Source organism: Terrimicrobium sacchariphilum, from assembly GCF_001613545.1.
In the GTDB taxonomy this organism is placed as follows: Bacteria; Verrucomicrobiota; Verrucomicrobiia; order Chthoniobacterales; family Terrimicrobiaceae; genus Terrimicrobium; species Terrimicrobium sacchariphilum.
Genome location: NZ_BDCO01000002.1, coordinates 850,550 through 870,970, shown reverse-complemented (window position 1 = coordinate 870,970; position 20,421 = coordinate 850,550). Strand labels below are relative to the sequence as shown.

The following is a 20,421-nucleotide window of genomic DNA, read 5'->3' as shown; positions in this document are numbered from 1 at the left end:
ATTTTACCAGTGAAACAGTGGCCTCGGGGAGGCGCTGATTAATTTCGGCGCTCCCTCAGGCCGCGCCCGGGTTCAGCCGGGTAGACAGTTCCCTGGCAATCTTCAGCACCTGCTGCCTGAGAGTTTCACGATCCTGGATCACCCAGTCCGCATAGGGAAACAGCAGGGCCACCGCCATCCGACTTTGACGGCACAACTCCTTCACCGGAGCCGCCACCGAGAAATATGCGCTGGTCTCGCGCTCGTTCCAGGCCACGCCGCTTTGCGCAGCCTGCCGGATCTCCTCCAGGTAGCGCACGGGATCGAGATTCGTCCGGCTCGTCACCGCCACATCGCCCTCCTGCGGTGCAAAGTCCGCCCAGGCACTCTCGGGCAGTTGCGCGATGAGCACCTTTCCGCACGATGTCGCATAGGCCGGCCCGCTGCTCCCCAGGATCGTCGTGTCGCCAAATGGCCCCGACGCACAAACCACGTAGGAATGCCGCCCCGCCAGCATCGAGAGATAAATACTGCACCGCAGCTCCCGCGCCGTCTCGCGAATGAATAGCGACGCCTTCTCCGTCGGGTGAAAATGGCTCGTCAGATAATGAAAGAAGCCAAAGATTTGCGGGCTGAGAAAATACTTCCTCGAGGCAGGCTGCTGCTCGACATAACCGAGCTGGTGAAAGGCCCGCAGTATCCGAAAAGCAGTCGCCTTGGGCAGTCCCGTCTGGGTCGCGACCTGGCTCACCCCCAGGGATGAGCTTGCTTCGATCAGGCACTTCAGGACAGTAAATCCCAGCTTGAGAGACGGGGTCGCATTGCCCTCCTTGGGGTCCATGCTGAAATCTTGCATTTTCAGCATCCGAAATCACCCCTTTTCCTGAAACAAAGCACGTCTTTCGGCACGGTCCACGCGGCTCCCTCACCCGTCACGCCGGGCCGCGAGGACCGCCTTTTATTTTGAGAAATTCCAGAGATTGGGCGGCCCCTGGGTTTCCGCCTTCCGGATCATCCGCACGCTTCCATCGGCCATCACGTAGAGGTTGCCGTCCGGATAGAAATCCCCGGTGCCGTTCAGTCGCGACAGGCTATGGCCCAGGGCGTTGTTCACCGTGTTGTCCACCGTGCGAAGCTCGCCCGCGAGTATCGTGTTGGCGGGCTGCTGGATGGCTATCATCTTCACGGGCGTCACCGTTCCCGATGTATTATTATTCTGGACGGCAAAGTTCAGCCCATAGCTGCAAACCAGGTCGTTCCGATCCGATCGCACCACCTTGTCGAGCGGCGAACGAAACATCTTGCCCAGCCTCCGGCTGCTCGCATAGCTCTCCGGCGTGCCGTAGGGGATTCCGCTGATCTGGGCGATCAAGGTGCGCGCCCAACGCTCCGTCGACGTGGCGGAGTTTACCGCAGGCAGCGAACCGTTGTTATCCGTCGCATAGGCGATGATCGCACCGCCGATCTGCCGCAGATTGTTCACCGATTGCGCCTTCTGCGCTCCGCTCACGGCGCGGTTCAGGGCCGGGATGGTGAGCGCGGCCAGCGCTGCGACCACGCCGAGCACGATCAGGATCTCGGCCAGGGTAAAGCCGCTGGGGAGGAACCTTTGCGCCTTCATTGCTCGGGGAAAAACCCGGAGGGGGCCAGTGCCGTGCCGCTCAGCCGCACCTCGGAGATCATGCCGACCCAGCCCCTTGCGAGAGACCCCTCCGCCGCTCCGCCGCTGGAGGCTCCGATCGTCACTGCCATCCGGGGATCGGTAAAGACTCCTCCCGCCCCGGCCTCATTGCGCGCCACCTCCTTGCCCTCGACGTACAGCGTCACTTTCCCGGATGCCTGCTCATACACCCCCGCGATACGCGCCCATTCCTTCACCGGCAGCACCGCGATGGGCGCCTCTGCCGAGACGGGTTTGTCAGGCGTCTCACGAGGCCACACCACGAAGCGAAGCAGCAGCCCGTCCTTGCCCGGGAAGACATCCAGGCAAAACATCCCGTTCATGCGGACGAGCGTGCCGATCTTGCTCTTTTCCAGGTACGCCCGGCATTCCACGGTCAGGTCCTCGATCGCCTTGGCCTTGAGCGGCGGAGCCGAGACCAGGGAGGTTCCGTCAAAATAAAGTGCCGGCCTGCCCTGCCACCCCTGCGCCGTCCATTGCGGGTCCTGGGGCTCCTCCGTGGCGTCGAAGCCCAGCACCGCCTCGTCATCTCCGGCGAGATTTCGCACGACCTGGCCGGAACCCTCCTCCAGTTTCCAGTGGGCAATATCCTCGGCAGGCGACAGGCCCGGCAGGGCGGACAAACAGCAAACGAGCAGGTACGGACGCGCTCTTTTAGTTAACAGGTTCACAACGGGGAGAGGGGGATGATTAGCTTACTTTCTCCGGCGGAAGATCGCGAGGGAAATCCCGGCCAGCGCGCAAAGCGCCACCGTCCCGGGCTCAGGCACGGGCGTCACGCTCAGATAGGGTGCCGCCGATGCCCCCGCATCGGCCGAGCTGAAGACGAATGCGTTGATGACGCCATCCGCGTTGGGCAGCGTGCCATTGCCCACCGCAAACTTGAAGGCCACCACTTCATTCGACACGATCTGGCTTTTCACATAGGAGGTCACATCCAGCGAGAGATATTGATTCACCGTCGAGCTGGCGTTCGCAAATGAGCTGACGAGCAGCGTCCCGCTCGAGTAGTCATTCGTCCTGGCGTTCGCATCCGTACCGCGGTTCGACAGGCCATACAGATTAAGCACAAGCGACCCGACATTGGTCAGCCCGATCAACTTGATGTTTAGCGTGACCTGCGTCGCCGTGGAAATCGCCGCGATGTCGGAAACGCTAAGGGAAAACGGGATGTAGCCTTGAGAGTTGTTGGTATCCACCGAGGTCTCTCCTCCCGTCAGATTTGTCGACGACAGCGACCCAAACGTTGTATTGGAGAGGAGGTTTCGGTCGAGGTAGTTGGTGCCGTTATTAGCGACGGTCACTACGACAGCCGCGTCCGCGGCAGGCAGGAGAAACAAACTTGCCGCGGCCAGTGTGAGGAGGGACTTTGTTATCATGGATGGGGTGTTAATAATCGGCTACTTATCGTCGGCCCTTCCATCCCGTCAAACGTCATCCACCCTCCCGGCGAGAGTCGGTTTCACAGGTGAAACATCCTCCGTCCACCGCCCCTTTCCCTGTGCGTATCCGACTTTCGTTTCTCCTGTGAAACACAAATCCCGCCCTTTCCCATTGAGCGCTGGAGTCGGGCTTTCCCGCTCGTCCATGATGGCCGTCAGCATATGTTGATCTCCCCTGCTCGATCCCTGGTCCTTTGCGCCATCACTCTTTGCACGAGCTCGCTCCAGTGCGCGGATGCCCCGGCTCGCAATATCGCACCCGCCGCCGAGGTGACCGTCTCCAGCTGGCTCGAGACCATGACGGGAGATCATCTGGTCAATGGCAACCGGAGCTTCGTCTGGCGCAAGGATGGCTGGCGCTCGGGCACCCGCTTTCCGGCTCCCGCCGGGGTGTTTCGCGAGGAGCCGATCATTTTCGATTTTCATCGCTCGCTGCCCGCCGAGATCGATGGCGTGGGCGTATTCGGACGCTCACCCCTCATTTTTGCCGTGGACCTCTGGGATCAAGGCTCGTGGCGCGAGGTGGCGACCAACGCCTCCGCTCAACCTCCCGGCCCGCCGTCCCAGGTCCTCCGATTTGCCCCGGTGCCAGCCCACTCCGTCCGCATCAGGCTCCTGGGCCAGGCGGCGCAAAAGGACGCAGAGCACTACATCCTCGGGGAGGTGGAGATCTATGGGACTCTCTACGGCAAGAACCTCGCAGCGGGCCTGGAGGTGGATATGGGAACCCCTGGCGAACGAACTTTTCCACAAGGTCAGAACGTGATCCTCCCGCTTAAACTCGCATGGAAGTCCCTTCCCACCGGCTTCTCTGCCGAGGACTTTTCCGCACAGGTCACCGTCGGCAAACGTTACGGGGATCGCGCCATGAAGGTGCTGCGGACCGATATTTCCAGCGAGTCCTCTCTCATCGACCTGGGTTCGCTTGCTCCAGGCGCCTACCGCGTGGAGGTGGAGCTCCGGGAGAAGGCCTCGGGAGCCGTCATCCGGCGCGAGACGACCACCGTGGGGGTGATCGATCCCCGCTGGGAAAAGGGCGAGACAGATCCCCAGCTCGCCGATGCCTCACGCTACTCTGCTCCGCTCGGCATCGACGCAGCCGCCCGCATGCCCCGCGCCTGGCTGCGGGGCGCGGATGTCAACGGCCTCGACAGCATCCACGACATCCCCGATGTCGACTACTACCTCCAGGCTGTCCGCGACAGCGGCGCGATAGCCGAGATCTTTCTCCCCTGGGGATCGCTGGAACCCCTGCCCGGTGTCTTCGACTTTGACATGGCGGATCGGTGGTTCGCCGCCGCCGCGAGGTACGGGTTGAAGCTCCGCGTGAATCTCAATCCACCCCTGGCCGGCAACCTCCCTGCCTGGCTCGAGAACGACGTCCTGCACGAGCAGTTTGTCGACGGCCGCAATGAGCCGATCCAGATGGCATCTCTCTTCAGCCCCACCGTGCGCCAGCACGCGCCCCGCCTGTGGCGGCTCCTCATGACCCGCTACGGCCGGCATCCCGCCGCCGGCCTCTGGGTGCTCAATATCAATGGCGAGTATCTCTGGCGCATCCATGCCAACCGCTACGAGGATGCCTCGCCATGGGCGCTGCGTGCCTACCGCAAGGATCTCGCCACCCGCTACGGCTCGATCGAGCGCCTCAACGCCGCATGGCACCGGCACTACGCAACCTTTGCTGACATCCCGCTGCCCGAGCGCGGGGCCAACCTGGGATGGACCACGTTTTGCGACTTCATGCTCAGGGAGACCACCGCATTCTATGAGCCCATCGCAGCCTCTGCCCGCGAGATCCTCGGCGACAAGGCGATCCTCCTCACGACCGCGGGCCATCTCACGGCGGAACCCTTCGTCTCCTTCGCCAGGAAGTACCAGATCTGGCAGTCCAATCACTCGCAGGAAAACCCGCAATTTCTCGGTTGGGCCTCCCTCTGGCGCACCCATGGCGTGACCTGCTTCGGAGAGCCGGGCTTTGTCAATGTCGAGATGCTCGACGTCAACCGCTCCTTCTTCCTCAGCGCCGTCGGCGGCCTCGTTCACTATACCTATCGTCAATACAACTGGCCCAACCCAGACGCCTGGGTGGCTTTTGGCAACCAGCAAAAACTCGGCGACAAGCTCGTAAACGCCACCCCCATGCGCTCCGATTTCGTCCTCGCCGGCATGTTTGAGTCTGGCTTGCTCGCTGGCTCCAACACATTCTCCGTCGGCTCCGTCTGGATACCAGTCGGCTCCTTCTACGACGCCTGTCTGAAGATCGGCGCTCTCCCCGATTTCTACGACGGCCACAATCCCTCCGTCCTCCAGTCGACCCGCGCCGTCGTCGAGCTCGGCTCGGTGATCTTCCCCGCTGCCGCCATCGACGACCTCTCCCGCTATGTCGCCAGCGGCGGCAGGCTCATCCTCTTCCCCCAGCTCACCGGCACCACTCCGCGCCGTGTCTGGACTGCTCCCGACGACACCCGGCGCGACGTCCTCCTGGAGAGGATCGCCCCATCTTTTACCAATGCTCGTGTCTCCGCCCTCACCCAGGTCCGCTCCCCGGGCGGATGGCTCGCCGGACTCCCGGACCTCACAAACACGGGCGCCTGGCTGCCCGAGGCAAAACTGCCTGAGGGGGCCAGCATCCTGGCCGAGACCACCTACGGCAAACCAGCGATCCTTCAATGGCCTTACGGCCAGGGCACCGTCACCGCCTTCCCGTTCAGCCTGCCCGATCGCATCGTCCCCGGGAACGACAAAAGAGGCCCCGGCGGCACGGGATGGAATCACACCTTCACCAATCCCGAGACGATCGAGTTTATCAAGCTCCTCATGAAGGACATCGGCATTCGCCTCCCCTTCACCCTTGCGAGCGACCAGAAAGACACCTGGAGCTGCGGCTTCGAAAACGGCCCCACCCGCTACATCCTGCTCTACAACAACCACGAGACCCTGCCCGCGACCGTCTCGATCGGCAGCCTCGACCCGGCGAGATTCCCTGCCGCCACCTATCGAGCCTCGCTTCACCATCTCGCCGTGGCTCTCCGGGAAGAAACGATGCCGGAGCAAGACACCGACCGCCTGCAGATCAAGACCTCCATACCACCCTACGGCCTCTGCCTCATCGAGCTGACTCCGCCGTGACTCCGTGCCCCGCTCTCCAGCATTGACTCCCCGTATTGACGGAGTAACAAGGCACTTATGAAGATCGCCCTCCACACTTTCGCGGTCGCGTCGTCTCTGTTCCTCCTCTCCGCCACGGCCCGCGCCATCGACTACGCTCCATTCAACTACTCCGGCCCCGGCGACACCGTCATCACCGGCATCCGCGGAGCCAGCGACGTCCCGGGCTACGCCGTCATCACCGGCTCGCTCAGCATCCCCAATAGCGGCGGCAACACCCAGGCCATCATCTACGAAGGCTCCATCTATAGCCAGAACGGCACCTGGACCCCGCTCACTCCCACCATCAACGGGCAGACCATCACCACCTCCACCCTCTACGGGCCAAACACCGGCTATTACGACACCTCGCTCGGCGAGAATGGCATCCGCGCCGTCGGCAGCTACAAATACTCCACCGGCGGCTCCTACGACCACGGCCTCATGTACACCCGCATCGGCGGCGTCTCCACCTGGAGCCAGTTTGACGTGCCCGAGGAGGTCGCCGGCGCACCCGTCCTCTACACCATCGCCCACAGCACCATGGGCAGCCTCGTCGTGGGCAATTACGACGTGCAGCTCGATCGCGGCCGCGCCTTTGTCTACGACCTCAACTCCTCCACCTTCCGCAACTTCCTCCCCGTCGTCCAGGGCATCGCCTTCGACAGCATCACCGCCTACGGCATCTGGAAAAACTCCAACGGCACCTACACCGTCGCCGGAGGCTACAGCAACCTCGCCAACCACGTCCTCGATGCCGGGTACCTCGTCGACTACGACCCCTCCAAGACCGGCAACGACGCCTACACCCACTTCACCTCCTTCCAGTACCAAAACGAGCCCCTCGCCTCGCTCATCTCCCACTTCGACGGCATCGTCGCCACCGACGATGGCTACAACCTCACCGGCGACCACGCCACCCTCGCCAGCCCGCAGAACCAGCTCGGCTTTTTCGCCCACGTCACTCGCAGCGAGGACGGTGGCTTTGACCTCACCGCCGACTGGCTTTCCATCGAGTACCCCGGCAACGCCATCACCAGCGGCAACACCGTCTACGCCGAAAGCGTCCTCGGCGTCTCCACCGGCTCCACCACTACCAGCTACATTGCCACCGTCCCCGAGCCTTCCAGCCTCGCCCTCCTCGGTCTCGCTGGCCTCGCCGCCATCCTCCGCCGTCGCTCGTAATCCCCCCGGCACCGGTTCCAGTCGAGCCGCAGATCATCTTCAACATCGTCTCAGCGCGCCACTGTCGCTCATCTCAGCCATCTGGCATCTCTCCCTATGAGCTACGACCTCATGGTTTTCGACCCCCAGGCCCCACCCGCAACCCGCGCCGGATTCCTGAGCTGGTACCGCCAGCAAACAGAGTGGGCTGAGGGACATCGCTACGACGACCCGAACGTCTCCACCCCGGGATTGCGCGCCTGGTTCCTCGACATGATCCCCCACTATCCCATGCTGAACGGGCCATATGCCACCGAGGACGACACCTCCCGGGCGACGGATTACAGTATTGGCCGCTCCGTCATCTACGCCGCCTTCGCCTGGTCCGAGGCCACCGAGGCCCGCGAGATCACCTTCCGCCTTGCGCAGAAGCACCGACTTGGCTTCTTTGACGTCAGCGTCGGCAACGGCGGAGTATGGGCACCCTCCGCCGATGGCGAATACACCTGCATTCACGGCCAGGGAACCCGCCAGCACGACAAGCGCTGGTGGCAGTTTTGGAAAAGACCCTGAGTCCTCAGACAACGCGCCGAGACGACCCAAGGCGCTTCCTCAAGCGCTTCTACTGCACCGCCTCCAGCCGCACAGTCTGCGTCACGTCATTTTGCTTCGACCCCATCGGTTCGGTCTGGAACGTCTTGTAACCCTCGGCCGCCACCTGAAAGACATAGTCCAGCCCAATGTAGTCCGTCTTCCAGTCAAACGCTCCGTCCGGAAAAGTCTGCGCCTTCTCTTTCTCCCAATGGATATTCCTCACAGCCCCCACGACGCATCCCGGCACCACCCGCACATCGCGTATGGACTGCCCCGTCTTTGCGTCCACCGCCTGGCCGCTGAAGCGCAGCGCGGGCTTCATCACCACCTGCCGCACCTCGTCGCCCGCTTTCAGCGGAAGGTCGCAGAGAAACTCCCGCGACTGGCAGGCCCCGAAGGAAAATGTCACTTCCTCCTCCGGCGCGCCATTCCAGGTGAAGTACCCGTCCGCGTCGGTCTGCGTGCTGAAAGTCAGCGTGCGGGTGTCCTTCCAGCGATCCGCGTTGACTTTGAGCCCAGCACTGGGCTTACCGTCCGGCATCGTCACCCGCGCGCGGAGCGTCAGGCCCGGTGCCAGCACCACATCGAGCGGCTGATCGTGCGGCAGCGTGATCTCCTGCAGCACCGGCATGCAGCCCGGAGCCTCAAAGGTCACCAGCTTCTTACCCGCCTCGAGCCCTGGGAGGACGTACCTCCCGTCCTCATCCGACTCAGTCTCCGGGAGATTTGAGCCGTAGCGATCCTTGCCCATGGAAATATGGCAATGCGGCACCGGTCGACCCGCCTGATCCGTTATCACCCCCCGAAGCTCTGCCCCTCGCTTCAGCACGATCACCGAAGTGCCATCGCGTAACGCGGAATACGTCTGCCCGCTGGTCATGCGAAAATCCGCGATCCCCATATCCGTCGTCGCCTGATATCCGGCACAGCTGATCCGGCAACAGAGTCCGTCGAGCACTTCTGGAAATTCCGCGAACGACCACCTGCCTTCCGCATCCGTTTTTGTCGTCACGCCACAGAGCGCGAAGCGGTCGCAAAATACACTGTATCGGTCAGCGCCGCCGCTCAGATACATCTCCACCTCCGCGCCCGCGATCGGCTTTCCCTCGGCATCCACCACCCGGCCCGCGATGGGAGAGGCCGGGAAGAGCTTGAGCTGGTAGGCCTCCGGCAGTTGCAGCGGATCACCGTACTTGCGCCACCGCACCAGGCGAGGAGCGAAGCCCGCGTGCGAGGCCTCGGCGGAGAAGTAGGTGATCTCGCCTTTCGGCAACGGAATGCTCACCCGCCCCGCTGCATCGGTCTGGAGGGAAACTTCTTTCGTGTGATTAATCAGCACCTTCACCTCGACTCCAGGCACAGGCCGGCCCGTTTTCTCATGCACACACTCCAAAGCCAGCGCCTCGCGTTGAAGCGGCCTGTCGTTTTTCGCCACATACGGATCATCAGGATTCTTCGGGAAACCGAGAATTCCATGCGGTAGCTCGCTGAGATCCTCAAAGCTGGTTACCGTGTAGTCCGTGGTCGTCTTCGACTGGTCATTTTGAAAAACACTGCGGAACTTCTTCGGGTAGTACGACTCGTCTGCCGCCCGACCCACCGCTTCGACTGTCCCTTGCGAAATGGGAGCCGGTCGTCGCGAGTTTCCTAATTCCGAGGCAACCAGGAAATCCTCTTTCCCCGGCAGGACAATGAAGCTGGTGGTTTGCGTCGAGGTGGAATCCGCCGATATCTTCTCCTCAATCTTCACCGCAGCTTCCCCCTGCCAGGTGGTTTCCGAGAGGATGTAGGTCACATTGCTGCTTTTGAAGACTTTCACGAGAAGAAGGTTTCCCAAAATGTCTATCATCCGTGTGGAGTCAGAGATATTGAGGTAGGGCGCATACAGAGGCTCAGCCCCCTTAGCTTGCAACCCGCTCATATCATCGTTGCTGTCGTAAGCATACCTCTCTCTGCCATTACAGATCTGGGTGTGGTCTCGCACATAGAAAGGCGCCGCTCCATCGGTCCATGGGCTCACCTGTGGCCGGTATTCCGCCCGGTACTGGTTTGTCCACGTATCATTCCATGCCTCCATCTTGCTCGGGAGAGGGCTCGTTTTGACTACCCCCCCGGTTTCCTTCGTGATCATCGACTCCACTTTGACATGGGTGAATCGCTGCGCCGTGAGGCGCTTCTTCGTATTTGCGATGATGCGCTCCAGCATCTTGCCCTGAGCCTCCGAGAGCCTTTCGGAGGGCGGCATCTCCGCTTTCGCCCTCGCCGTCGGCAGCCCCACATAAAGACCGCCCACCGCCACAAGCCCCAGCATGGCGGCCAGCAGCGCCCAGCCCGCCACCTTGCCCACGCGGCCCCTCCACGGGTTTTCCTTCAGCAATGCCTGGATGCGCTTCTCCAGCGATTTGTACCCGAGCATCGAGACGCCCAGCGAGGTATCCGCCACGGGATCAGCCGAGGCGATCTCGACCAGCGCCCGAGCATACGCCTCCCCGCCCTCCTGCCGCAGCACCACCGCATCATCCGCCGCCTCTTCCGACTCCGCATTCATCTGCCGCGCCGCCCACCAGACCAGCGGATTCCACCAGAAAAGCGCCCCCGCCAGCCGACCCGCTTGCAGCCACGAGAAATCCCCCCGCTTGGCATGAGCCATCTCGTGCAGGAAGACCGAGACCAGCTTAGCCTCCGCCCACTCGCGAGCCGCCTCCGGCAAATAGATCGCCGGGCGAATACCCCCAACCAGCAGAGGAGACCGCACCGTCGCCGAGAGCGAAACTCCCGGCAATCCGCGCAACTCCATGTCCCGTGCGCAGCGTTCACCGATCTCCAGCATCCGCCCGCCCGCCGGTCGCGAGCTTTTCCGCAGCCCTGCCCGCCCAAGGACCGTCCGCGCAATCTGAATCACCAGGATCAGCACCGCACCGCCTGCCCAGAACCACGGCAGCGCCCTTTCCACCACGCTCCACCACGGAGCAAGCAAATCGCTCATGGCGAACCGCACAGGTTCGCCGCTCGGTCCCTGCCACGGGGGCCGGGCCTGCGCCGCTCCATCCCCTGGCCCGATCTCACGCGGCGTCGTGAGCCTTTGGATCTCCTCGTCACTACGCAGTAAGTGAATCACGCTCACCGCCGCCTGAAAGGACGGCGAGTTAACCGCGCTCGGCTCGACCGCCACCTTCGGCCTCACCCGCTTGAGAAAAGCCGGGCCAAACTCAAACACCACTAGCCCCAGGATTCCCGCCAGGCACAGCCGCCACATCCAGCACCGTGCCGCCGCCGAGCGCCGCCGCAGCACCGTCACCACACCCCAGGCAAAAAGCACCATCCCGCTGCTCTTCATCGCCCACACCAGCAGGAGCCCGACATGCGGCGCATAGAGTTGAAACGTCAGGAGTTGAGCCATCCAGTCATTCATGGCTTCCGCGCCTCCTTGATCAGCGACATCAGCTTCTCCGCCTCCTCCGGCGAGAGCCTCACATTCTTCTGCCCCAGCAGCGCACACGCCGCCTTCGCCGCCGAATTCCCGAAGAAATTCTCCACAAACGCCCGCACCGCAGACTTCCGCAGCTTCGCCATCGGCGTCCGGTGCGCGTACCAGTCCCGCCCCTGCTCATCGCGCTCCTTCGCCAGAAGACCCTTGTTCGTCAGGATGCGGAGGATCGAGCGCACCGCCGAGTAGGTCGGCGCATCCGGCAGCTCCCGTTCAATATCTCGCGCCGTCGCGCGGCCCAGCCGGTGCAGCACATCGATGACCTGGCGCTCACGCTTGCTCAGGGGAGGCGTATCAGAGGACATGCCTGCTGAATATTCAACACCCAAGACGAAGACAAGACGAATGTTGATTTTTCAACATTCCCGCCACGGCATCGCTAGGCCATCCGCCCGGGGTCCCGCCGCCGTTCACCGCCCGGAACCAATTCGCTGGCGACGCCCCTGCACAAGCCTGCAACCGCATCGAATCAACGTATCGCTGACCGGCTAATGCAAGCCAACAGATTCATATGGCGAACTCCGCCCGCATCTTCCGCTCATTGCCAAAGGTTAAGAAGCCAGCCCTTCGAGAGTTTTTTGACGCCTGACCTCCATTTGTTTCCCCGGACAAACCCGCAGCCTCCGCCCAGACACCACCACCTCTCTCCGCTCGCACACGATTCCCTTGGAGCCTCACCGCCATCCTGGCTCATTCCCGTACAGCTTCACGGTCATTCCCCCAGACCATCCCGCCACCAAACCTCCACCACCGAACAAATGGGGGACTCACCCGTAATTCGCTGCCATGAGCGCGCTCTCCCTCCTAGGCAACCAGATGCATGATTGACCACCCGAAGGTATAAACTCATGATAGGCCGCAGAATTTATAGCGATATAATCGCGCTACCACCTTCTCGCCCTGTCATAGATTTTCCGCCATGCATCGCCTCGACCAGCCCCTTGAGAGTTCCCGCCCCTCCGGCGCAGATCGACTCAGGAGCAAAGCCGCCCGCAGCCACCGCGCCTCCATCGTTTTCGGTCTGCTGGCCCTGGCCCTCATGGTCCTCACCACCTTCGTCCTCCTCGGCTGCTTCCTCGCCCGCGTCAATCCCTTCTCCCATCACGCGCTCGTCCTTTACCTCGCCCTCGCCGTTCCCGCCATCCCCCTCCTCGCCATGGCCTGCGGGATATTCTCCCTCCGCCACGCCACCCTCCGCGCCATGATAAAAGAAAAGGGGCCGGTCAGAGAATACTGACCCGCCCCGTGGAGGATGCCCGGCTCGCCTCCTGTGCGCGACGCCGGGGAAAACACTCTTTCGCCCGTTACCGAACCAACCTCCGGCGCGCACGGCAGACCAGCCAGCCGCCCAGCCCCAGGCCGATCAGCGCCCAGGTCGCAGGCTCCGGCACCACGCTCAGCGCCACCTCGTCGACCCGCGCAAACTCATTCGTCGACACCCCGGCCCCAGGAGTGAAGAGCACAAACAGCGTCTTGCCGATCGATCCGCCCGTCGTCCCGATGTTCGTCAGGGAAAACTGCTGCCAGTTCGCGCTCGATGTACCCGCTTTCGGCGACACCGTACTCGCATAGATCGCCGTCGCGGCCCCCGTCATCGTATTGTCACTCGTGTAAAAGAGACGGAAGTTGATCTGGTCCCCATCATCCCACTGAAAGGCCCCATTGTACCAAAAGCTCAGGTTGAAGCTATCCCCGCTCTGGATGGTGTAGCCCGTATTGAGCGCTCCATTTGTCGTGGTCACCCCATCTCCGTTCATACCCACCACCAGGGAGTAATTCCCCTCATGCGTCGTTCCACTGATCGCCGCAGAGGCATTCCCCCTCCCGATCGTGGAGTTCGCTCCATACGATACCCACGTCGCCGGTGTGCTCGATGTGCCGGTTTCAAAACTGCCGTTCAGCGTCGTGTTATTGACGAGGACTGTCGCCGCGCCCGCCGATCCGGCAAGACTCATCGCGCAGAGTGCCACGACGAAAATGGGGGAGAAAAAGTGCATTTTCATTTTCAACCGCTTTTTATATCGATTTATTTTTAATGTCAAAATGAATCATTTCTTATGAAAAACCTCCGCATGGCGGATGCCGCCTCATCGCGGCTCGAGCATCACGACAAATCCCAGCGCCGCATTGTGCGACTCCCCGCCCCTGGGCAAACAACGCCTCGGGACGATCCGCGCCGTCGTCGGCATCGCCTTCCGGTTGATTCTGCCCGCTCTAGGCGGCACTCCGGCAGCGGCGGCGAAATCGCAGCACCAGCAATCCCGCGCCCACTCCCACCCATGCCAGATGCAAGTTCGCCGGTTCCGGCACCGCCACGATGCTTCCATTCAGCGTCACATTGTCCGCCCGAAAGATCGCCCCATTGGCCGTGTCGTTATACACATCATTGCTGCCTATGCTGCTCGTCACATAGAGTCGGAAGGTGATCCCCGTCGCATGCACGATATTGGCCAGTGACGACAGATCCGCCGTCGCCGTCGTATACGTGATCTCCGAGCCCGATGGCGTATAGGTCTCTCCCGTCAGGCTCAGGTCTGTCGCAAAATTATCCAGGCTGCTGCGCAGATAGCCATTCACCGTGAATGGCCCCGTGCTCGTCGACCCGCCAAAGAGCAGCGTCAGCGACGTCAGGTCAAACTCATACCCCGTATTTGGCGTTACCGTAAACGTCAGGTAATCCCCCGCCGTCACCGCCCCGCTCTCCGTCGTCGTCAGCGCCGTGCTGCGCATATAGACATTGCCCGTCCCCGAGAAGCCCACCGTCGTCCCCAGCGTGCCGCCATTCACCCCAAACTGGCTCACCGTGCTATTGGCCCCCGTCGTCGAAGGCAGGGCACGATTGGCCGAGTTTTCAAAATCATACTGCGCGATCACCGCAGCCTCGGCCGTCCATCCACCAAAGGCCACCGCCATCGCTACCAAAGCCAACGGAATATATGGGGGCGTTTTCATTCCTCCTTTTCATATCGATATACTTTTCATTGTCAATGGATTTGTTATTTCAGGCCGCACCGAACAATCCTCCCAATTCCGGGAGCGAAAAATCCGCTTCGCCACCCCGGCGCAGCCACCCTTGACCAATCGAGCCAGATCAATATCACCGCCCGACCCTGGCTCCATTCCTAACAATCTCAGGCCCCCCCGGGAAACCCACCCTCGAGCCCGTATCATCCACGAAAAAACCGACAGACAGTCCATGAAGGAAAATCAGTTCAACCACATCCCCACGCTGCCACATTGCCCATTCACCGCCGCCGTGAGAAACTGCCCGCCGAATCGACAGAGCCGAAAGCAGTCGCATGCCTAACCAGCTTCGCGGGGCGTTCCCCCGGTGAAATACTCCGCCCCGGGAACCCCAGGTTGCCGGGGACGAACACTGGATGAGGGAGGGCCCGTGTGCTGGCATGTTCCAGCGAATCCGAGGCAAGCCTGCAAGAACGCGGCCACTGCATCTCCAAGAAGCTGCCTCCGGCACCATTACCAAATATAGCTGGCACCCGCCTTGCTATGGTTGCCGCATTCACCTTCGTTATCTTTAATGCCATTCCACACCGACCCCCTGTTTTTCAGTCGGCTTAGTCAAATTGAGTTGCCCAAGGCGGAGGCACCTGTTAGCAAAGGCTGCTTCACTTCCACCCATGAAAAAACTAAGCGCTCTCTTCCTGGTTCTGCTCTTCTCAGCCACGCTCGGCTTCGCCAAGACCGATGACCAGATCACAGATCTCGATGCCGCCATCAAGCAGGCCACGACCGAGAACAAGGCGCTCTTCATCATCTATGGACGGCCGACCTGCGGCAATTGCAACGCCCTGCATGGCTACATCGACCAGCACCAGCTGCGCCTCACCAAGACCAGCTTCCTGATTGCCAATCTCAATTGCGACGACCCCGCCCAAAGCTCCAATTTCAAGGGAAGGTATCGGAACAGCCTCGATGGAAATACCCTGCCATTTGTAGTGATCGCGAAGCCGGACGGTACGCTGGTCAAAGCCCGTACCGGCTACGGCACGGCAGACCAGTTCAACGACTTTATCCGCGACGCGAAAAAGGATTTGAAAAAGGAGTAAGCTCCTTCGTCCTTCAGGCGCATGCGTAGGAGGGGTCGGGTGCATGCGTAGGAGGGGTCGGGCCTATAATTTACATGTTCGACCTCGGAGAACGCATTCTAGGCAATACTCCCATGGTTCGCGTTTGCGCAGCGAATCTCCAAATCGCGGCTCTTCTCTGAAGCATCCGATCACCGCTTGCACGCTTCGCAACATGTAAATTACAGGCCCGCCCCCTTCCCCGCCATTTTGTCCGCAGCGGTATGATATCCGCCGTTCCTGCAAGCGGCCGGGTCGTCTTGCTGTCGCTCAAGGCCAGGACGCTTTGACAAAACGCCTGCCTTATGATCTAATATTCGTGCGAGTGAGGGAGGGGCGAAATTCCCGTTGAAGTCACTGTCTGCGGTCGCTGGAGTCAATCGCGGCTCGCCCGACGAAAGTCGGCGGTGCGACCGGGGGCTGAGTCATTGATTCAGTCGAGCCCCTCCGGGTAACTCTGGAGGGGCTCTTTCTTTTAGCGAATGTTATCGACGATCGCTTTAGGAAATTCCTTTCCCCTCAAATCCTGTGGATATTGCGTTACAAGTCCCGAATCATAAATCGCTTGTTTCAAAAAGACTCCTTCCGCACTGGTAACCACCATATGAGTCGTGTTCCCGTATTTTCGGAAATACAGCACACCTGAGTCATCCCTGACACAGACCTGACTGTATCGGAGGGTAGAAGGGGTCGCACCGACCAAGGCAGCCATACCGGCCCGGCCCCTTCCTTTAGTTAGCTACCCGACTTCCCAGAACTAAAACAGAGACCCAAATAGGTTTCCCATGATGTCTCCAGACGGGTAGCTGGACAGCTCAATCGCATCTCCATCATAGCACATCGAATAAATATCTCCTTCCAGATACTCGCCGCCGCACAGGTAGGCTATCTTCCCGCGGACTTCGGCTGCCACTACGACTTCAGAATCGGTGGAATTCCAGCGCCAATTATCCGAGGCAATACGAGTCAATGTACTCAATTTTTCGTACCCAGCCCCAAAACCGCCCAAGCCAAAAAGCCCTTTCTTGCGCGGCATCTCAAGAGTGTCATCTATACGCATACGAACATTTAGGTCATAAAAGTCCTCCGCTTGCCCGTCATACATGATCGTAAGTAGAGGGTCGTCAGGAAAGTTATTGAGCCTGATATACGCCTCGGGAGAAAACTCCGGAAATGTGCATACTCTCAATGAATGCGTCGGCGCCGCCACCCGGGAGTCTGGCGGAAGACTCAAAACATACTCTCGAAATTCTGAAAACTTGCTCATTGTTTCACCACCTCTTCCTGCATGATTCCTTTTCTCACACCTTTGCGAGATCTTAAGCTCGCCGCAATCATCAAATCGTAGTTTCCGTTGTACTTCTCGTAAAGATCTTCCCAGGTCAGATTTTGTTCCGATTGCATAAGTTCCTCCGCTCTGGCTCGATCCTTCATCAGATCTCTCCCTTTGGTTCGGAAGACATTTCTGACAGCCGAGCTGACCATGGCCTCTTCCTGCCAAGATTTTCCAGCTGCCCGGTACATTTCAAGCGCGCTGTGAATAAACGGGTTCTTTCCGGGATATCCGTTTCCGCCCTCATACCAGTCACGGGTCTCCAGGTTCGACAACGAATAATTCTCAATCCCCTTGCTCGCCTCCACTCCCATCGGCTCTGCGACTGCCTGAGCCTCCGCCAGTTTCGGCGCGAGACGAGGACGCATGTACAGCGTCCGCCCTCTGGCCGCCGCAGAACTCAGCAGGGAAAGGATCGCGCCTTTCGCCAAGGCTCCGCCGCTCGCCTTTTCTGCCTGGTCAAAGACATCCCGATATTTGTCGTAGAGACTTTGGGCGATCAGGTCATTGAAATATTGCTGCCCAAAGCTCTGCGTCCCGCTCTCCACAGCTTCAAAGAAGGCCCGGCCCAGCACTTTCATGAACGGCGCGGTCGCACCAAACCGGAACCGGTTCGCAATCCCCCATACAGGCACGATCTCACTCGCACCGACCAAGGCAGCCATGCCGGCAGCGATCCGAGCCGTTTCCTCATCCGCCCCGTGCCGTAGCGCCTCCTGATAGGTATTCCAACCACTCACCGCAGCGCCGGTCATCCCGATCGTCGAGGTCTCAAGTGCGGTAACGATCCTTCCGCCAGCACCGACCGCGCGAGCCGCGCCACCCACCGCGCCGCTTACCACCATCAGAGCTGTGGCCTGCCCCAGCCCGCTGGCGAGGGAGGATGAGAAGTATTCATCCTGCCGACGGTCTGTCGTGCTACGCCCGAGGTAGGCTCCTCCCTCAGCGATGCCCTTGAAGTACTCGCCACTCGCATTCATCCCCACGGCGTCGAGTGCCAGCCCCAGACCTCCTGCCGCGTCGGTAAACGTCCCGCCGACCCCGCCAACAAAGCGCGACGCCTTGTCAAAGAAATACTCGCCCGCTCCAGGCTGCACCGCGAGCCAGCGCTCCGCCGCCATACGGTTTTCAGGCCGGTAGCGGTAATCAGCAGCAGCAAAGTCAATATTCTTCGCCTGCTGACTCCGACGAAAAATGGCATTATCCATCGTTTCGTTGATGATCTGATCCGTCTTGCCCAACTCCTGGATGATCTTTGGAATGAGGTTTTGCGGAGTCACCATCGAATCAGCCCAAGCCTGCAAACGCGCTTTGTGGCGTAGATTCATTCGCTGCAAATGCAAAAATGCTCCGTTCATTTCCAATCCAGTTACATAAACACCATTGGGATCAGTGAATCGGGGCGTCTTGGCAGCCTCTTCGATAACAGCCATCATTCGCTGTTCGCGTTCCGGTATCGTCATTCCATCCGGCGACAACTCTGTCTCCAGCAACCCCGCTTTTCCTTCCAATGTGATTGGCCTGCCGCGACGAACCTCAACCTGCCTGAACCGATATCGCGACAAACCACCAAGGCGGGGCTCCTCGCGATCCCGGATGAATGACGGAGGTTCATCAACAGACAGATCACCTCCCCGCAGCGTTTCAAGTTTGAGTAGAGCATACCGAGACAACATCTTTTGGTCCGCCTCTTGCGGGTCATCCAACAGAGGAGCCGCCCCGGTGGGCTCCTGATGTATTCGCTCTTCCTCCCTGATGTTTGCCTTGCGAGTCAACAGCATCTCGGCGACCGGCTGCTCTTGAGGAGCATTCTGACTTCCAACACGGATATAATCGGGCGCATCCGCCTCCACATCTCTCGTTGTTGTTGTCAGCGCCTTGCCATTCCCCGCGGCAGGCATGCCCAAGACCTTCTTCACTCGGTCCTCAATGGTAGCCATGTCAACAATATCGGACACGTGTTCGCCAAGCCACCAGGCCTCATTGGCCGTTGGGTTGCCCTGCAGCGAAACAGGTATTCCTCCTGACCGTTCTCTTCCTTCCACTGTCGCTTCCTCCGTCTTCATCGCTCGATCACTCCTTCTGTTCCGCCACCGTTGGCGATTTTCCAGTACTCCACCGCCCGCCGCACCACCGCGTCCTCGACCCGGTCGGCCAGCCACTTCTTGTATTGCCTTGCCTCCGCCTGCGGATGCTCCCGGGCATACGCGCTGAAGGCGCCTTTTAACTGCCCCGCGTAGGCATAGGCGCGCATCGCCCCGTCCGCCGGGTCGGCCTCCTCATCCGCCAGGGAACCGGGATGAAAGAACCCCAGCACGGCCAGCCGGTCGATCTTCTCGCAGATGTCGCGCTGCGCCAGGTCGGCCGGGGTGATCGTGCGCTGCCCGGCGCGGCGCAACTCCTCCAGCGCCCCCGCCCGCTCTCCCATCGGAAGAAAACGCCGGATGCCGTCGCGGATCGTGCGCATCCGGCTCCCATCCGCATCCTCCGCCTCGTCGTAACCCCTCAGCACCGAGAAGAAATCCGAGCGGAATTTCAGGTAGTTCGCCCGCTGCTCCGCCGTATCCACCGGCACATCGCGCAGGCTGCGCACCAGAGAATGCACCACGCCATCGGGCAGCCGTGCCGAGGCCGCTCGAGCGCGCACCTCCGCCGCATCACGCATCTGGCCGCTCGCGATCCCGGCATCCAGTTCGTCGTTCATCGAGCGCTGCCGCTCGGCGATTACCTGCCGCGCCTTTTCCCGGTAGTTTGCCCGGTCGTCCGCCGTGAGCGCTCGGAAGGCCAGCCGCTCGGCGGCGTCCGGCTCCCCGCTCACGCGCTCCTCGTCCTCCAGCACCCGCCGCGCCTCCCAGGGGTCTGCCTCGATGAAGCGCTGCACGTTCCGATGATTCAGCCGCACGATGGCCTGCTCGTGCAGCCGGTCCTCCTCCTCGCTGGTGAAGAGCCCATGCCCGCGCGCCCTTGCCATCAGCAGCGCCGCCTCCTCGTACCGGTCCTCATCATTGAGCTGCTCATACCGCGCAACGGCAGACTCCCGTGCGCCCGCGATCAGCTCCCGGCGGCTCCGGTCGACCATGCGCTGCCGGGCCAGCATCTCCTGCCGGTCCAGCAGCCGATCCGCCTGCTCGCGCGCCGTCGGCCCCAGCACCACCCGCGAGGCAAAGTCCCTCGTCGAGCGCGACAGTTCCCGCCAGCCCGTCTCCCACTGGCTCTCCGGCTGCGCGCTCATGTGCTCGTCCAACGCCGCATCCGCCTGCTGCGCCCGCAGCGTGATCTCATTCAGCCCGGCAAAATCCCGCACCTCGCGCTCCGTGCGCTGCCAATGCTCCAGCGCCGCCGCCGCCTTCATCGGGATCTTTCCCGCCTCCGCCAGCCCGCGCGCGACCCGGGCCACGCCGTCAAACGGCTCGCGTTGATCCGCCTCCGGCCCGACCTGCAGCAGACTCCCCGCTCCACCCTCCCCGCCGCGCTGCACCGCATTGGGGATTTCGCTCAATTTCACC

Annotated in this window: 16 protein-coding genes; 5 read left to right on the top strand and 11 right to left on the bottom strand. The window is 61.3% G+C overall.

The features are described 5' to 3' along the window. Window positions 1-55: 55 nt before the first annotated feature. The 4 genes from TSACC_RS04485 to TSACC_RS04470 form a co-directional block, all read right to left on the bottom strand. Entirely contained in the window at window positions 56-820 is a 765-nt protein-coding gene (locus TSACC_RS04485; protein WP_169809533.1) for an IclR family transcriptional regulator, read from the bottom strand. Window positions 821-937: 117 nt separating this feature from the next. Next, window positions 938-1,600: a type II secretion system protein gene (locus tag TSACC_RS04480; RefSeq protein ID WP_075078191.1), complete on the bottom strand. Its 663-nt coding sequence runs from the start codon at window positions 1,598-1,600 to the stop codon at window positions 938-940. After that, complete coding sequence (locus TSACC_RS04475; RefSeq protein WP_084400185.1) at window positions 1,597-2,331, bottom strand: LamG-like jellyroll fold domain-containing protein; 735 nt, start codon at window positions 2,329-2,331, stop codon at window positions 1,597-1,599. The genes TSACC_RS04480 and TSACC_RS04475 overlap by 4 nt, the downstream gene beginning before the upstream one ends. 24 nt (window positions 2,332-2,355) lie before the next feature. Beyond that, entirely contained in the window at window positions 2,356-3,039 is a 684-nt protein-coding gene (locus TSACC_RS04470) for a PEP-CTERM sorting domain-containing protein (protein ID WP_075078189.1), read from the bottom strand. A gap of 225 nt (window positions 3,040-3,264) precedes the next feature. Between TSACC_RS04470 and TSACC_RS04465 the strand changes: the two genes are divergently transcribed. From TSACC_RS04465 to TSACC_RS04455, 3 genes are all read left to right on the top strand, one after another. Next, window positions 3,265-6,234 carry a beta-galactosidase gene (locus TSACC_RS04465; RefSeq protein WP_075078188.1) on the top strand — a complete coding sequence of 990 codons (2,970 nt, stop codon included), beginning with the start codon at window positions 3,265-3,267 and terminating at the stop codon, window positions 6,232-6,234. Between the two features lie 57 nt (window positions 6,235-6,291). Continuing rightward, complete coding sequence (locus tag TSACC_RS04460) at window positions 6,292-7,437, top strand: PEP-CTERM sorting domain-containing protein (protein WP_075078187.1); 1,146 nt, start codon at window positions 6,292-6,294, stop codon at window positions 7,435-7,437. Between the two features lie 96 nt (window positions 7,438-7,533). Next, entirely contained in the window at window positions 7,534-7,989 is a 456-nt protein-coding gene (locus tag TSACC_RS04455) for a hypothetical protein (RefSeq protein WP_075078186.1), read from the top strand. A gap of 49 nt (window positions 7,990-8,038) precedes the next feature. Here TSACC_RS04455 and TSACC_RS04450 read toward each other — a convergent pair whose 3' ends face one another. Continuing rightward, window positions 8,039-11,422 carry a carboxypeptidase regulatory-like domain-containing protein gene (locus TSACC_RS04450; RefSeq protein WP_075078185.1) on the bottom strand — a complete coding sequence of 1,128 codons (3,384 nt, stop codon included), beginning with the start codon at window positions 11,420-11,422 and terminating at the stop codon, window positions 8,039-8,041. Next, a complete protein-coding gene (locus TSACC_RS04445; protein ID WP_075078184.1) occupies window positions 11,419-11,802 on the bottom strand; it encodes a BlaI/MecI/CopY family transcriptional regulator in 384 nt (127 codons plus the stop codon). The genes TSACC_RS04450 and TSACC_RS04445 overlap by 4 nt, the downstream gene beginning before the upstream one ends. A gap of 614 nt (window positions 11,803-12,416) precedes the next feature. Here TSACC_RS04445 and TSACC_RS04440 point away from each other — a divergent pair. Then, the gene (locus TSACC_RS04440; RefSeq protein WP_075078183.1) at window positions 12,417-12,734 is read left to right on the top strand and encodes a hypothetical protein; all 318 of its coding nucleotides are present in this window, start codon (window positions 12,417-12,419) and stop codon (window positions 12,732-12,734) included. 67 nt (window positions 12,735-12,801) lie between these two features. Here TSACC_RS04440 and TSACC_RS04435 read toward each other — a convergent pair whose 3' ends face one another. Both TSACC_RS04435 and TSACC_RS04430 read right to left on the bottom strand, forming a co-directional pair. Further along, window positions 12,802-13,500, bottom strand: coding sequence for a PEP-CTERM sorting domain-containing protein (locus TSACC_RS04435; protein ID WP_084400184.1), 699 nt, complete (start codon window positions 13,498-13,500; stop codon window positions 12,802-12,804). Between the two features lie 211 nt (window positions 13,501-13,711). Continuing rightward, window positions 13,712-14,449 (bottom strand): hypothetical protein, encoded by a 738-nt coding sequence (locus TSACC_RS04430; RefSeq protein ID WP_153811259.1) that lies wholly within the window; start codon window positions 14,447-14,449, stop codon window positions 13,712-13,714. A gap of 686 nt (window positions 14,450-15,135) precedes the next feature. Here TSACC_RS04430 and TSACC_RS04425 point away from each other — a divergent pair. Further along, window positions 15,136-15,564: a thioredoxin fold domain-containing protein gene (locus tag TSACC_RS04425; RefSeq protein WP_075078180.1), complete on the top strand. Its 429-nt coding sequence runs from the start codon at window positions 15,136-15,138 to the stop codon at window positions 15,562-15,564. 775 nt (window positions 15,565-16,339) lie between these two features. Here TSACC_RS04425 and TSACC_RS04420 read toward each other — a convergent pair. From TSACC_RS04420 to TSACC_RS04410, 3 genes are read right to left on the bottom strand one after another with little or no spacing between them, the layout of a single operon-like run. Further along, on the bottom strand, window positions 16,340-16,849 hold the full coding sequence (locus TSACC_RS04420) for a hypothetical protein (RefSeq protein WP_075078179.1): 510 nt from the start codon (window positions 16,847-16,849) through the stop codon (window positions 16,340-16,342). Next, window positions 16,846-18,981, bottom strand: a complete 2,136-nt coding sequence (locus TSACC_RS04415; protein ID WP_075078178.1) for a hypothetical protein — start codon at window positions 18,979-18,981, stop codon at window positions 16,846-16,848. Before TSACC_RS04415 ends, TSACC_RS04420 begins: the two co-directional genes overlap by 4 nt. Continuing rightward, entirely contained in the window at window positions 18,978-20,420 is a 1,443-nt protein-coding gene (locus TSACC_RS04410) for a hypothetical protein (RefSeq protein ID WP_153811258.1), read from the bottom strand. The genes TSACC_RS04415 and TSACC_RS04410 overlap by 4 nt, the downstream gene beginning before the upstream one ends. Window position 20,421 lies beyond the last annotated feature (1 nt).